Source organism: Frankia sp. AvcI1 (assembly GCF_001420875.1).
GTDB classification, from domain to species: domain Bacteria; phylum Actinomycetota; class Actinomycetes; order Frankiales; family Frankiaceae; genus Frankia; species Frankia alni.
In genome coordinates this window covers 255,577-269,064 of the sequence record NZ_LJFZ01000001.1, presented here as the reverse complement: position 1 = coordinate 269,064, position 13,488 = coordinate 255,577, and the positions used below count along the sequence as shown (strand labels likewise).

Here is a 13,488-nt window from a genome sequence, read left to right as displayed (position 1 = left end):
AGACGCCACGGCGCCCGGCTGCCGCACATGCCAGCGCCGCCGGATGAGGCTGGGAGCGTCACCCGGCGGCGCCACGACGCCCTGCGACCCGTCAGATACCGAGGCTGGCGCGGGTCTGGGGCCCGACCACGCCATCCACGAGCAGACCATGCTTGAGCTGGTAGTCCTTGACCATGTGGTTCGTCTGGTAGCCGAACTGGCCGTCGACCTGGATCGGGTAACCGAGGTTGGCCAGCTTCTGCTGAATCTGCTGGACGTCCTGCCGGTAGCCGATGCCGGAGGCGAGCGAGGGATACGCGGTCGGGAACGCCGGCGCAGGCGCTGNGGGTGNGGTGTAGGAGACGGTGCGGACGCTGATGCCGCCCGAGACTGCGGCCGCCGCGGCCTGGCCACGACCCAGGAACCGGCTGTACATGCCGCGGGTGTACGCGCTCCAGGCCGTGATGCCCTGGCTGTCGCAGACTCGCTTCGCCGCCCAGGCGTTGGTGGCGGGGTCGTAGAGGTTGCGGCTGCCCACCCAACCGGCGTGTGNGCGCATGTTGATCTGCCAGAGTCCGCGCGAGTCCTCACCGACCGTGGCGTGGGCGAAGGTGTTACCGCCGGACTCGCCGAGCGCAACCGCCACCCAGGTGGACAGCGGAACGCCGCGGCAGCCGGCGAGGCCCGCATTCGCCGCCGCACTGGCGATCGTCACGTCCGAGACGGTGCCGGTGGCGGCGCTCGCCGGGCTCGCGGTGACAAGCATGCTGGCTCCGGCACCGATCACGCCGGCGGCGGCGATGACGGCGCCGCGATGCCGGGTGGAACGCTTCCGATGCTTTCCCTTAGCCATTCTTTGACATCTCATTTCGGTGTCGTCGAACATGGGTGTGGAATCGGTGGTGACTTCCGCTCGATGGAGGGGAGCGGTTCTCACTCATCAGATAAGGGCAGCACGGACTATCTGATTTCGAAACAGCACCCGACCAACAGATGAAGGGAAAAGGCGGGAGCGAGCTTCGAGATTGGTGAGAGATCCGGCCCGATCAGCGCGACGGCCGCGTCACGCCTGGCCACCCGCTACAGGCGGTCCGGGGATCGCGGCCGCCCGCCGACGGCGACCCGTGCGGTCCGTCAGGTGGGCCGGTGATGTCGTGCGCGCAGGTCCGGCCGGCGAGCGCCGGCGTTGGCACGTTCTCGCGACTGAATCAGGGCGAGAACGGCGCCCGTCGTGGCGAGGGCGCGTCGCAGAAAGCGCAGGTCGCCAGGGCGGTCATCGAGACCGCGGCCGAGCGTTCCCGGTACACAGGCAACGTCGAATCCTTCCCGTACGCCTGCGAGGTTAGCTGTCGGGTTCGGGCCGGGAAGCCCGGTCGTCTCCGTGGAGGCGACTTAACCCCGAGGGCGGCCGTGACGGGGCCGCCCGGAGGAACCTGGTTCCCCCGCTTCTGCCCAAGCTGTCTTGGAGGGACCCCGGACCGTGGGCAGAACTCGGCGTCGGCCCGGAGCAACTAGTGCCCGGCAACCGTAGCGAACTACGTACCGTAGTGACAAGTACTAGTTCTGCCCGAATTTCGGCGCGCGCCTGTCACCGTGCGTGCATAGTGCTGCGAGACCGCAACACTGGGACATCAACCGAACCTTCGGACGTCGAGAAGGATCACGGGATGTCGGGCGTACGCCCCGGTTTGCCCGGGGTCCACGGTGAGACCCGATCGACGGGGGAGGCTCGGACCGCGGATCGGAAGAACCACACGCGGCGCCAACCCCGCCGGGCGGGGGCGCATCGCGGTGGCAGCGCTGGAACACGCGACGCCGGGCCGACAGCGCCGGATGCGGGGCTCACGGCGGCGGGCAACGAAGTACGACACGACGTCGGCGTGCGGAAACGGCAGCCCGCGAGGGGACTGGAGGTCTCCGGGCGACGAGGAGACTCCGAGTCGCAGGGGCGAGGAGACTCCGAGGGTCGCCAGGCGAGGAGACTCCGAGAGTCGCAGGGCGACGAGGAGACTCCGAGAGTCGCCCAGCGTCGAGGGACTGAGGGCCCGCCGGGCGACGAGGGAACCAGCGCGTCGCGCCCGGCGAGTAGGAGCCGCGGGGTGCGATGTGGTCAGGCTGGCGAGGCGGAGCGCGGCACAGGGGTGAGCCGCCGCGTTCGCAGGCTCTCCAGGAAGAGCAGGATGTGCGCGCCGGCGGCGCGGCGGCCCGGGCCGCGCAACACGCCCCGGCCACCGGGCAGGGAGGCGAGCCGGGCGCCCCGGGCGGTCCGCGTCGCCATGCGAACGAGCGGAAACGGAGTCACCCGGTCGTCCTCGCCATGCAGCAGCAGGATGGGCAGGTCCGGAAGCGACCGTGGGATCGGCTGGTCCGGAGGCTCGCCGGCGACCGCGCGGTGCAGCAGCGGCAGGTCCACCAGGATGAGCGCGTCCGGGCGAACGGCGGGCGACGCGGCGCCGACCAGCGCACGCAGGGCGCCGCTGTCGGAACCGAGCAGAACGAACGGCAGTCCCGGTTCGCGCGCCTCCCCAAGGGCGAGGACGCTGTCCCTCCCATGGTCGAGAAACGTCACCTGGTAGCCGTCGAGTGCCAGCCGAAAGGCCAGGTTCTCGAAGATTTCTGCGGATTCCCCGCGGCCGGGAAGGAGGACCACGTTCGCCCCCGCACGCCGGGTCGGATCGCCGCTTGGCCAGTAGCGGGAACCGGGACCGCCGACGTAACCACGTGGACGCGGATGGGAGGGAGGCGACGAGAGGGGAATGGGCACGACATCTCCGATCAGTGCCGTCCAGATGCGGATGGCAGTGCGCTCCGGCACGGCAAAAAAGCGCGTGCGAGGCTGCGGAAGCCCGACCGGTGCAGCCGGGCCGCGTGGCTGCGGATGCAGCGGCGACGGGCGTGACGGCGAAGCACCGGAAAGGCGCCGGAAAACGCCGACGGCGCGCCGGCAAGGATAGCCTAGCGAGGCACCCGGACCAGACAGACCGCGGAAGCGACACGCAGGAAGTCGATGTGGCCGCGGATGACCAGAGCGGTCGACCGTCGCGCCGGATGAGGCATGGTCGGATTCTGGCGGTACTCTGATCGGATGTCAACATATTTAATACTGACTACCGTAATGTTTCCGTCGGCCGCCGGCGAGGCCCAGCTTGTCCGCCTGGGCCCCGCAGGATGACGATTCGATGTTCGAACGCGGCTCTGGCAGACGGCGAGACCGGCCTGGGGCACGCTGGCCCAGGTACCCGCAGGCCGGCGACGGACCCGCGGACAGGTCAGGCAGCGGCACCCGCCATCGCGTTGCAGCTGTCCAGGCAGGCCCGGCAGGCCCGGGCGAGACGGGCAAGCTGGGCGTCGCGCGGCATCTTCTCGCACATCTCGGCGCAGGCACGACAGACCCGTGCGCACATGGCACACATCTCGGCGTGGAACGGCGACATCCGGNACATCAGATCGGCGCAGGTCCTGGTGNCCGCCGCACANTCCATCATGAGCCGCATGTCCGCCGCGTCCATCATCGTGCCGGGCATATCCATGCAGTAGGAGATCGTCTCCTCACTCAGTGCCGAGCACGACATGCACTCCTCGATAGCTTTCCGCATGTTCTCGTTGATCGTTTCGACGTGCTGCATCGGACACCTCCGAGGTGTGGGCGACGGCTTTTCCNCCATACCGGGAAGCCCGCCGCAGACGATTGTTTCCGCCTGGCCGGGCTCCTCCGACGATAGCTTTCGCAAGCGGATCCGCATCTCGACGGACAGCCGCCGCCACATACTTCGGAAATACCGGAAAACACTCCGGGAAAACGCCTCCGAAGAGGGCCTGTCGGCCTGCCGACACCGGTGGGTGGAGGCACACCGCTACCGGCGTGCCGGCCTCGGCGCACACCGGTCAGCCGGCGGCGGGCCCCGACGGGAGCACCCGCGAAGCGGCGGCGGCGCGGTCCGCGCCGTCCGGCACCGGGCGCCCGGGCAGCGCGACCGAGGCCAGCATCGAGGCGGGCAGTCGCGGATGTGCCAGTACCGGGCGGCCGGCGAGGAAGACGCCGCTGACCGCGTCCGGGTGCTCGAAGATCCGCAGATCCGCCGGATCCTCGTCGAGCAGGATCGCGTCGAACGTGTAGCCGACGGCGATCCGTCCCAGCCGATCCCCCACCCCGCACAGCCTGGCCCCGGTGGCGGTCGCCGCGAGCAACGCCTCGGGGGCGGTGAGTCCCGCCCGTCGCAACTGGCTGATCTCGGCGAGGTTGGCGCCGTGGCGGGTGCGATGACGGGCGTCGCTGCCCAGCGCGATGGGAACCCCCGCCGCGCGGGCCACCGCGACCGTCTCGGCGAGCGAGGCGGCGGTCGCCTCGGCTCGGTCCACCGCCCAGCCCGGCAGCATGCCGGTGGTCGCCAGCGCGGCCAGGTCACGGTAGGGCGTCAGGGTCGGCACCAGTGTGACCCCGCGGGTGGCCATCGCCGCGGCCGCCCGCTCGCTGAGCCCGAGACCGTGTTCGACGGAACGTGCGCCGGCGGCGACCGCCGCCTCGACCGCCCGCTCGCCCAGAGCGTGCATCATCACCGGACGGCCGTAGCGGGCCGCCTCGGCGGCCGCGGCGGCCAGTTCCGACCGGCCGAACTGGAAGTCCGGGCTACCCGGGCGCGCGGACATCACCCCACCGCTGGCGTAGATCATCACCCAGTCGGCGCCGGCCCGCAGGACGCCACGCACCGCGGCGGGCAGGCCGCCGGCCTCGACGACCGAGTGCGGCGGGCGGCCCGGGTAGTCGGGTCCGAGGACGTCGTCGGCGGACTCCAGCCCGGGGCCGAGGATGCCGCCGTCGCCGTGGCGCCCGGAACGGCTCAGCGCGACGACGCAGATCGCGAGCCGTGGACCCGGCACGCTGCCCGCCACGAGTGCGTCGCGGACGCCCGCATCGGCGCCGCCGGCGTCGCGCAGATAGGTGACGCCCGCCTGCAACGAGGCCCGCAGCGCATCGGCGGTCTGCAGGTACCGCGCGGACAGCGGGGTCGTCACCAGCTCGAACTGGTCATAGGTCGCCTGGGTCACGTGCGCGTGGCAGTCGACGACGCCGGGCATCAGCCACAGCCCGCGGGCGTCGACGTCGACGACGTCCGGGTCGACTGCAAGCCGCGATCCCAGAGCCCGCACGATACCGTCACGCACCGTCACGTCACGCGGTTCGGTGAAGCGGCCGGTCGCGTCGAGGACGTGCGCCTCACGCAGCGTGAAGCTGGTCGCCGCGAGCCCTCGCGGCGAGGCGAGCCGCGCGGGTCCCGCAGTCCGGGCGACCGACACGCGTCCAGCGGGCCCGGGACGGCTCNCAGGCTCGGTCCGGCCCGGCGGATCCGGGTGTTCGGATGATGCAAGGGGATCGGTCATGACCAACGCCGTTCCTGCCGGTGTCGACGACCTCCCGCCGCCGGTTCACGGATCGGGGCCGAGTTCGGATCCGGCGACGCTGCGGCCCGAGGGGCAGGCGGCGCCGGCGGACCCGGGGCGCGGGAAGGCCAGGGAGGCTGGGGGACGTCAGCGGGGACAGGCGGCCGCGTTGACCCGACAGGTGTCGATGTGGCGACGGTGCGTGAGCTCGTGCATCCCACCACCGGATCGAGGACGCGGCGCCGCCGCGCTCCTGGACCAGTCGTCGGACACGATGCCTCCTCCGTCACCCGCGCGGGCCGGACAGCCGCCGACGGCGATCGCCGCCGGCCGTGTCACGCGCCGAGCTCCACGGTAACCAGCGGTCAGGAACGACGCAAAGCGATGCCGGCTCAGGCCCCGAGGCCGGCGGTTCTCCGGACGATCAGTGCCACACGCCGGCGAGGAGCTCGTACGAGCGCACCCGGTCCACGTGATCATGCGCGATCGTCGTGATGATCAACTCGTCGGCCCCGGTCACGTTCCGCAACGTCTCCAGCTTGCGCGCGACGGTGGCGGGGCCGCCGACGAACTGGGTCTCGACCCGGTCCGCGACGAGGGTGNGTTCCTCCTCGGTCCANGGGTGGGCCGCCGCCTGCGCCGGGCTCGGGAAGGGCCGGGCTCCCTGCCCGGACCGGATGCTCAGCACCCACAGTCCGTAGGGCGAGGCGAGCTCGGCGGCCGTGTCGTCGTCCGGACCGACCACCACGTCCGCCGAGACCATCACGTAGGGCCGGTCGAACGACTCCGACGGGACGAAGGCATCCCGGTAGGCCTGCACCGCCTCGAGCACCGAGGACGGCGAGACGTGGTAGTTCGCCACGAACGGCAGTCCCAGTTCGCCGGCCGTCCGGGCGCTTGCGCCCGGACTGGAGCCGAGGACCCAGATCTGCAGATCGGCCCCCTCGGCAGCAGGCACCGTCAGGTGCTCGCCCTCGGCGGTGCGGTAGTCGCCCCGCACGAACGCCTGGATGTCGCGGACCTGCTGGCCGTACTCGTCCCCGGCGCCCGGCCGGTAGCCGACGAGCGCGAACTGGCGACGCAGCCGGTCGGCGTTCAGCCGCATCCGGGGCGGCACCGGCAACAACAACCCGTCGACGACGGTCGCCGCACGGCCAGGAGCGGCGCCACCGGACGCGGCGACCGGCTGCTGCGACCCGGACGGCGGCCCACCGCCGTTCGCCGGGGCGAACAGCCGGTCGACGGCGGGACGCCCCAGCCCGAGGTCGATCCGGCCCGGATGGATCTGGGCGAGGGTGCCGAACTCCTCGGCGACGGTCACCGCCGTGTGATGACCCATCTGGACCGCTCCCGAGCCGACCCGGATCCGGGTCGTGGCGTCGGCCACGAGCGCGATGACGACCGCCGGCGCCGAGGAGACGACGCCGGGCACCAGATGGTGCTCGGCGAGCCAGTAGCGATGGAAGCCGAGCTCCTCGGTGCGACGGGCGAGGTCGAGAGTGTTACGCAACGCGTCGCCCGCGGACGCGCCCTCCGACCGGGGAGACAGATCGAGTACGGACAAGGNCACGCGATCGNCCTGGGACACACGATCGGCCTGGGACATGAGCACGCCACCTCCGCACGGCGACCCGGTCCCGACAGGGACGACCGACCGACGAGGCGGGACGCCACATGACAGTGAGTAGGAATGCGACGGACGCCGACCCGCTCACACCCGGCGCCCGGTCGCGGCTGGTTGGCGGCGCGGCGCCACGAACCAGCGAAGGGTCAGCGACAGAGGCGACTGGCCACCTGCATGAGGTCGACCGACCGANGGCGCACGAGCGGGATCCGGCGGCNCATCGTCACCACCGGCCGGCCGTGACCCGGGACGTCGGGTCGTCCGGGCTCGGCATGATCCCACTCTGGCATGACGGCCTCGGCGAGACAAGGCACGCCCACGGCCGGGCACTGTTGACGACGCCGCGGCGCCCGTGGTGGGATCACCGCGTGCAGCGCTCGGCCGTCCTCGTCACGCGTGGTCACGTCGACTTCGCCCTCGTGAGCTCCGCCATCTGTACCGCGCGCTGAGCCGCGCGGGGGTCTCCCCGCCCCGGGCGCTCCGGGCGGTGCACTCAGCGCGTTCCTGAGGTCCGTCGGCGCCCGGACGCCCCGCCGTTGCCACGCGGGATCGGTCACGCCATCACCTCTTCCTCGGCCAGCCCCGGCTGCACGTGAGCACCTCGCGCCGGGCCGTGGCCGGCCTGCGTGCCTCGCCTCGCNGGGGCCAGCCGGAGGCGTCACCCGGGGCGAGGTTCGCCGGGCTGTCCGTTCACCCGCACGGTCGGGCCGGCCGCCGGTTCCGTCGACGCGGCCCGGCCACGCTCCACCGATCTGCCCGAGGCGGGCCGGGCGGTCCACCGGTTCCGGCCCCAGCCACGGCCAACTCCTTCTTCCCGCGATGCATCGAAACGAGGTCCCACATGTCCCGCCGCCTGTTCACGTCGGAGTCCGTGACCGAGGGTCATCCCGACAAGCTGGCCGACCAGATCAGCGACGCCCTGCTCGATGCCTACCTGGCTGCCGATCCGAGCTCCCGGGTCGCGGTCGAGACCCTGCTGACCACGGGGCACGTCCACGTGGCNGGCGAGGTCACCAGCTCCGCCCACGTGGACGTGACCTCGGTGGTGCGGCGCACCCTCACCGAGATCGGCTACGACGCCGCGACGGGCTTCGACGGGGCCACGGTCGGCGTTCTGGTCTCGATCGGCGCGCAGTCCCCCGACATCGCCCAGGGAGTCGACCGGGCCTACGAGGCCCGGGTCGAGGGCGGCGAGGACGTCCTCGCCCAGCAGGGCGCCGGCGACCAGGGAATCATGTTCGGCTACGCCAGCGACGAGACGCCCGACCTGCTCCCGCTGCCGATCACCCTGGCGCACCGGCTCGCCCAGCGGCTGTCCCAGGTTCGTCACGAGGGTGTGCTGCCCTACCTGCGCCCGGACGGCAAGACCCAGGTGACGATCGAGTACGACGACGACCGGCCGGTGCGGCTGGACACCGTCGTCGTCTCGGCGCACCACGCCGCGGACGTCGACCTCGCGACCCGCCTCATCCCGGACATCCGCGACCAGGTCATCGCGCCGGAGCTCAAGCGGCTGGCCGAGGAGAACCTCGGCCTGGAGGTCGACGGCTACCGGCTGCTGGTCAACCCGACCGGCCGGTTCGAGATCGGCGGGCCGATCGGCGACGCCGGCCTGACCGGCCGAAAGATCATCATCGACACCTACGGCGGGTACGCCCGCCACGGCGGCGGCGCGTTCTCCGGCAAGGACCCGTCCAAGGTCGACCGGTCGGCCGCCTACGCGCTGCGCTGGGTGGCCAAGAACGTCGTCGCGGCGGGCCTGGCCCGCCGGGCCGAGCTGCAGGTCGCCTACGCGATCGGGAAGGCGGAGCCGGTGGGCCTGTTCGTCGAGACCTTCGGCACCGAGACGGTGCCGGTGGCCGAGATCACCCGGGCCGTCACCGAGGTGTTCGACCTGCGGCCCGCGGCGATCATCCGCGATCTCGACCTGCTGCGACCGATCTACCGCCAGACCGCGGCCTACGGTCACTTCGGCCGGCCGCTGCCCGAGTTCGCCTGGGAGCGCACCGACCGCGCCGACGCGCTGCGCGCCGCCGCCGNCCGCTGACGCCGAAACCGCGACCGAAACCGAGCGGCGGATCCGTCGCCGCCCGCACCCGCAACCCGGAGGGCAGCACCCCTCGTCCCGTAGGGCATCACCCCTCGTCGTGGCCCGTCCCGGCTCCCCCGCCGGGACGGGCCACGGCTGTGGCGGCACCGGGCGGACGCGTGGTGACCGCCACCCCGGACCATCGCGGGCGACAGAGTCCCCTCACCTGGTCACACTGACGAAGATGACCAGACCACGACGCCCCGGACCGGCGCCCGCCGGAGCAGACTCCACCGGGTCCACGCAGGAAGGGCCCCGCCCGACCGGACCAGACGGGTCCTCGGGCGAACGCGGCGGCGGTGCACCGCAACCACCGTCCACGCGATCCGCCGAGCGGCCCCGCGACGCTCTCGGCCGGCCCCTGCCGCGCGGAGCGGCCGGCGTGGCGCCCCTGAGTCTGCCGAGCCCGCTGCCCCCTGGCGCCGCGCTCGCCGCCGCCCAGCATCTCCTCGACACCGGCCACCCCTTTCAGGCTCATGAGGCTCTCGAGGCCGCCTGGAAGGCCGCCGCAGAAGACGAGCGCGGCCTGTGGCGCGGGCTGACCCAACTGGCCGTGGGGATCACTCATCTTGCCCGCGGCAACCTCAGAGGCGGCGTGGCCGTACTTGGCCGAGCGTCGGACAACCTGGCGCCCTACGCCGAGAACCCGCCGCACGACGTNGACGTCACCGGCCTGCGCGGGTGGATCGCCGATCGTGTCGCCGCCATCGAAGGTGCGCATCCCCAGCCACCCTGCGTCACAGCCGCCTCGGCCGCCTCGGCCGCCTCGGCCGACCGTCCCGCCGACGCGGACGCATGGCCCCGGACCGCCGCCGGTGGCCGTCCGCCGCGGCTGGTCCGCTGAAAGCTCACGCCGATGGCCGCGGGTGGGCCCGGCTCACGGCAGCCGACTCGGTGCGCCCGGCTCGCAGCACGCCCTCGGCTCACCGCATGCCCGCGGCCACAGCACGCCCGGCTCACAGCACGCCCGGCTCACAGCGCATCCGGCTCACAGCGCATCCGGCTCACCATGCGGCCCGGGCCGGTGCCCGGCGGCGGACCGGTCGCTCGCGCCGCGACCCCAGGTATGGAATTGTCACTCCAATCTGCTTGTTGACCCATCAAGAGCAGCCTCGTAGCGTCAACTCGAACGATCGCCAAGCGGAACACGGCACGACCCGCCCGGCGCGATCCCGGCCCTGACGGCCGGATCGCGCATGTCAGGGCAGGCCGTGGCAGTGTCTACTTAGCGAGCGCTAGACAACCAAGCGAGCGCTGGACATCGGGTGGGCGACACGGGCAGCGTGGCGGATCGGTCCGCCACGCTGGTGACGAGGGAGATCCCATGGAAAACGCAGTCATCGTCGATGCGGTCCGGACGGCGTCGGGTCGCGGCAAGCCCGGCGGGGCACTGTCCGAGACCCACCCGGTGGAACTGCTGGCCACCGTGCTCAAGGCGCTGGTCACGCGCAACGACCTCGACCCGGCGCTGGTCGACGACGTGATCGCGGGCTGTGTCGGTCAGGTCGGCGAGCAGTCGCTGAACATCGGACGCACCGCGTTGCTGTCCGCGGGCTTCCCCGAGTCGGTGCCCGCCACGACCATCGACCGTCAGTGCGGGTCGAGCCAGCAGGCCGCCCACTTCGCCGCGCAGGGCGTCATCGCGGGGGCGTACGACATCGTCATCGCCGGCGGAGTGGAGTCGATGAGCCGGGTGCCGATGGGCTCCGCGGTCATCGGCCAGGACCCCAACGGCCCGGGCTTCCGCGCCCGCTACCCGGAGGGTCTGGCCAACCAGGGCATCGGCGCCGAACTGATCGCCGCACGCTGGAAGATCAGCCGCGAGGACCTGGACACCTTCTCCGCCCGTTCGCACCAGCTCGCCGCGGCCTCGGCGGCGGCCGGCGACTTCGCAAACGAGATCGTCCCGGTGGAGATCACCCTGCCGGATGGTACGAAGACCCAGCACCTCGCCGACCAGACCGTCCGGCCCACGACCACCTTCGAGGGCCTGCAGCAGCTCAAGCCGTCCTTCTACACCGAGCAGTGGGCGGCCCGCTTCCCGGAGATCGCGTGGAGCATCACGCCGGGTAACTCCTCGCCGCTGACCGACGGCGCCTCCGCCGTGCTGATCATGAGCGAGACGAAGGCCAACGAGCTCGGCCTGCGCCCGCGGGCCCGGTTCCACACCTTCGCCCTGGCCGGCGACGACCCGCTGCTCATGCTGACCGCCCCCATTCCGGCGACCCGCAAGGCCCTCCAGCGGTCCGGGCTGTCCATCGACGACATCGACGCCTTCGAGGTGAACGAGGCGTTCGCGCCGGTGCCCCTGGCCTGGGCTCGCGACACCGGGGCCGACCCGGCCAGGCTCAACCCGCGCGGCGGGGCGATCGCGCTCGGCCACGCCCTGGGCGGGTCCGGGACCCGGCTGCTGACCACCATGGTCAACTACCTGGAGGCGACCGGCGGTCGCTACGGCCTGCAGACGATGTGCGAGGGCGGCGGCATGGCCAACGCCACCATCATCGAGCGGCTCTGACGATCGAGACGGCTCTGACGATCGAGACGGCTCTGACGAGCGAGACGGCTCTGACGACCTGGTGATGCGGTGCCGTCGACGACCTGGCCCGTCGGCGGCACCGGCACGTCGATCGATCCGCCCGGAGCCCGCGGCCCGTGGCGGTTCGTCACCCTGAGCGTGGTCCGGATCCACGCGTGGGACGGCCGGTCCACACTGGGTCAGGACCAGCCACACCCGGGAGGCCATCGTGACGGCAGGACCCGCGCTGGCGGCGACGAACTGGCGCGAGTTCGCCCCGCCCCAGCTCACCCCGATCCTGCAGGGCGCGATGGAGGCCCTCTACGAGCACGGCTACCACGGCACGACGGTGCGGGACATCGCGCGCCGCGCCGGCGTCACCGTGCCCGCGCTCTACTACCACTACGCCAACAAGCAGGGCATCCTGGTGGCGCTGCTGGATCTTGGGATCGAGGATGCGCTCGGTCGGGCCCGCGCCGCCCTCGCCGAGGTGGGCGAGAGCGCCCCGGCCCGCGCCCGCTTCGTCGCGTTCGTCGAGTCGATGACGCTGTTCATGGCGCACCGTGTGCGGATGGCCGTCCTCGACTCCGAGCTGCGCTACCTGGAGCCGGCCAACCGCCGCGGATACGCCGCGAAGCGCAAGGAGCTCGAGACCCTGCTGCTCGACATCCTCGTCGACGGCACCAGCAGCGGGGTGTTCCAGATGACCAGCCCCGCCGACACCTCCCGAGCGCTGCTCGGCATGCTGCGATCGATCACCGGCTGGTACCAGCCGGCCGGGCCGCTCACGCCGACGGAGATCAGCAGGCGTTACGTCGGCATCGCCCTGAGCACCGTCGGAGCGGCCGACCCGGCCGCCGGCTGACCGCCGCCGCCGATCGGTGCGGCGCCGGTCGGCCGGTGAGGCGTCGGCCAGGGAGGTCAGCAGGTGAGGCGTCAGCGGGTGAGGCATCAGCGGGTGAAGGCGGTCACCGACAACTGCTGCACGGCCGGACTGCTGCACGCCGAGACATCGGACAACGCCAGCCGCAGGGCCGTCGTGTTCGCCGGGGGAAAGACCCGCAAGGAAGCGACCGGTGTGCTCTGCGCCGNCTCCTCGCAGCCCACCTGGATGCCGGGGTGCACGGTGCGCAGGGTCGCGCTGGCCGAGGCACCGGGGGCCAGCCGGACGGCCTGGCCAGCGGGACCCGACCGGACCGCGGCCGCGCCGACCTGACGGCCGGCGGCGTCGAGGTAGGAGACGCCGGGGAAGCCGCGCAACACGCAGGACGTGGTGCCGGTATTGGTCAACACCAGGTGTTCGTAGGTGCTGCCGGCCGCGCCCTCACCGTCGGCCGAGCGCACCGCCAGCCGAGCGGTGGGGCACAGCCCCCCGGCCGGCGCGGTGACAGTCCTGCCCGGGACGCTCGGCGTCGAGGCTGCCGTCCCCGGCGTTGCCAGGGCAGGCGCCGTCGAGGCGAGCGTCGTCGGGGCTAGCGTCGTCGGGGCGAGCGTCGTCGGGGCGGCCGACCATCCGGCGGGTGGGCCGCCGCGAGGCGCGGTCACCGTGGCGGGGGCCTTCCCACCCGCGGAGCTCGCAGCGCAGCCAGCGGCCAGCAGCAGGGTGGCCGCCGCCACGAGGAGCGCCGCCCGTGACGCGGGCGTCGGCGCCGGCCGCGAACCCGCTCCCACCGGGCGGGGAGGCCGGGACGCCATGGGGTCGACCGGGGGCGCGGGCGCCCGATCGGGCCAGACGGGTATCGGCACGGATCGTGTCTGAAGTCGATGCATGGCGACCTCCTCGTCCGACGGCTGGGCAGCGGCACCCGGCGACGACACCCACCTTCTTCCCGCTGTCACCCTCCGTGACACTCGAGCACTTCGTGCGTGTCGGACCCAAGGCGCTTCCTCCCATCCTGG

At 72.5% G+C, this 13,488-nt stretch carries 8 protein-coding genes, 8 pseudogenes and 1 riboswitch; of the genes and pseudogenes, 7 read left to right on the top strand and 9 right to left on the bottom strand.

What is annotated here, in order from left to right:
• Positions 1-91 precede the first annotated feature (91 nt).
• From UK94_RS36115 to UK94_RS01075, 7 genes and pseudogenes are all read right to left on the bottom strand, one after another.
• A complete protein-coding gene (locus UK94_RS36115) occupies positions 92-274 on the bottom strand; it encodes a peptidoglycan-binding domain-containing protein (protein WP_313949437.1) in 183 nt (60 codons plus the stop codon).
• Between the two features lie 57 nt (positions 275-331).
• Positions 332-531 (bottom strand): annotated as a pseudogene (locus UK94_RS36110) (peptidoglycan-binding protein); the annotation flags it as partial.
• Position 532: 1 nt separating this feature from the next.
• Positions 533-832, bottom strand: a pseudogene (locus UK94_RS36105) (peptidoglycan-binding protein); the annotation flags it as partial.
• A 464-nt stretch (positions 833-1,296) separates the two neighbouring features.
• Positions 1,297-1,486: riboswitch (cyclic di-AMP (ydaO/yuaA leader) on the bottom strand.
• Positions 1,487-2,089: 603 nt separating this feature from the next.
• Positions 2,090-2,629, bottom strand: coding sequence for an alpha/beta hydrolase (locus UK94_RS01090; protein WP_011606040.1), 540 nt, complete (start codon positions 2,627-2,629; stop codon positions 2,090-2,092).
• A 1,235-nt stretch (positions 2,630-3,864) separates the two neighbouring features.
• On the bottom strand, positions 3,865-5,055 hold the full coding sequence (locus UK94_RS01080; protein ID WP_235486167.1) for an amidohydrolase family protein: 1,191 nt from the start codon (positions 5,053-5,055) through the stop codon (positions 3,865-3,867).
• 727 nt (positions 5,056-5,782) lie between these two features.
• Positions 5,783-5,960: pseudogene (locus UK94_RS36100) on the bottom strand (LLM class flavin-dependent oxidoreductase); the annotation flags it as partial.
• 18 nt (positions 5,961-5,978) lie between these two features.
• Positions 5,979-6,922, bottom strand: a 944-nt coding sequence (locus tag UK94_RS01075) for an LLM class flavin-dependent oxidoreductase (RefSeq protein WP_313949432.1), incomplete at its 3' end; no start/stop codon positions are given.
• A gap of 278 nt (positions 6,923-7,200) precedes the next feature.
• Between UK94_RS01075 and UK94_RS36090 the strand changes: the two genes are divergently transcribed.
• The 7 genes and pseudogenes from UK94_RS36090 to UK94_RS01050 form a co-directional block, all read left to right on the top strand.
• On the top strand, positions 7,201-7,431 hold a 231-nt coding region (locus UK94_RS36090), incomplete at its 5' end, for a hypothetical protein (RefSeq protein ID WP_235486037.1).
• Positions 7,432-7,823: 392 nt separating this feature from the next.
• Positions 7,824-7,984: pseudogene (locus tag UK94_RS36085) on the top strand (S-adenosylmethionine synthetase N-terminal domain-containing protein); the annotation flags it as partial.
• Position 7,985: 1 nt separating this feature from the next.
• Positions 7,986-9,021, top strand: a pseudogene (metK, locus tag UK94_RS01065) (methionine adenosyltransferase); the annotation flags it as partial.
• A gap of 234 nt (positions 9,022-9,255) precedes the next feature.
• Positions 9,256-9,731, top strand: a pseudogene (locus tag UK94_RS36080) (DUF309 domain-containing protein); the annotation flags it as partial.
• Position 9,732: 1 nt separating this feature from the next.
• Positions 9,733-9,915: pseudogene (locus UK94_RS36075) on the top strand (DUF309 domain-containing protein); the annotation flags it as partial.
• A 480-nt stretch (positions 9,916-10,395) separates the two neighbouring features.
• Positions 10,396-11,589, top strand: a complete 1,194-nt coding sequence (locus UK94_RS01055; RefSeq protein ID WP_011606048.1) for an acetyl-CoA C-acyltransferase — start codon at positions 10,396-10,398, stop codon at positions 11,587-11,589.
• Positions 11,590-11,818: 229 nt separating this feature from the next.
• Positions 11,819-12,454 carry a TetR/AcrR family transcriptional regulator gene (locus tag UK94_RS01050; RefSeq protein ID WP_011606049.1) on the top strand — a complete coding sequence of 212 codons (636 nt, stop codon included), beginning with the start codon at positions 11,819-11,821 and terminating at the stop codon, positions 12,452-12,454.
• An 86-nt stretch (positions 12,455-12,540) separates the two neighbouring features.
• Here the strand turns inward: UK94_RS01050 and UK94_RS36070 are convergent.
• Together UK94_RS36070 and UK94_RS01045 are read right to left on the bottom strand one after the other, a co-directional pair.
• Positions 12,541-12,680, bottom strand: a pseudogene (locus tag UK94_RS36070) (DUF4232 domain-containing protein); the annotation flags it as partial.
• A 1-nt stretch (position 12,681) separates the two neighbouring features.
• A partial coding sequence (locus tag UK94_RS01045) for a DUF4232 domain-containing protein (protein ID WP_235486035.1) occupies positions 12,682-13,206 on the bottom strand: 525 nt, incomplete at its 3' end.
• Positions 13,207-13,488 lie beyond the last annotated feature (282 nt).

Bases quoted from the DNA above. Each gene is read 5' to 3' on its own strand.
- UK94_RS01080 (WP_235486167.1), bottom strand. From the start codon at position 5,055: ATGCCCGGCGTCGTCGACTGCCACGCGCACGTGACCCAGGCGACCTAT.
- UK94_RS01055 (WP_011606048.1), top strand. From the start codon at position 10,396: ATGGAAAACGCAGTCATCGTCGATGCGGTCCGGACGGCGTCGGGTCGC.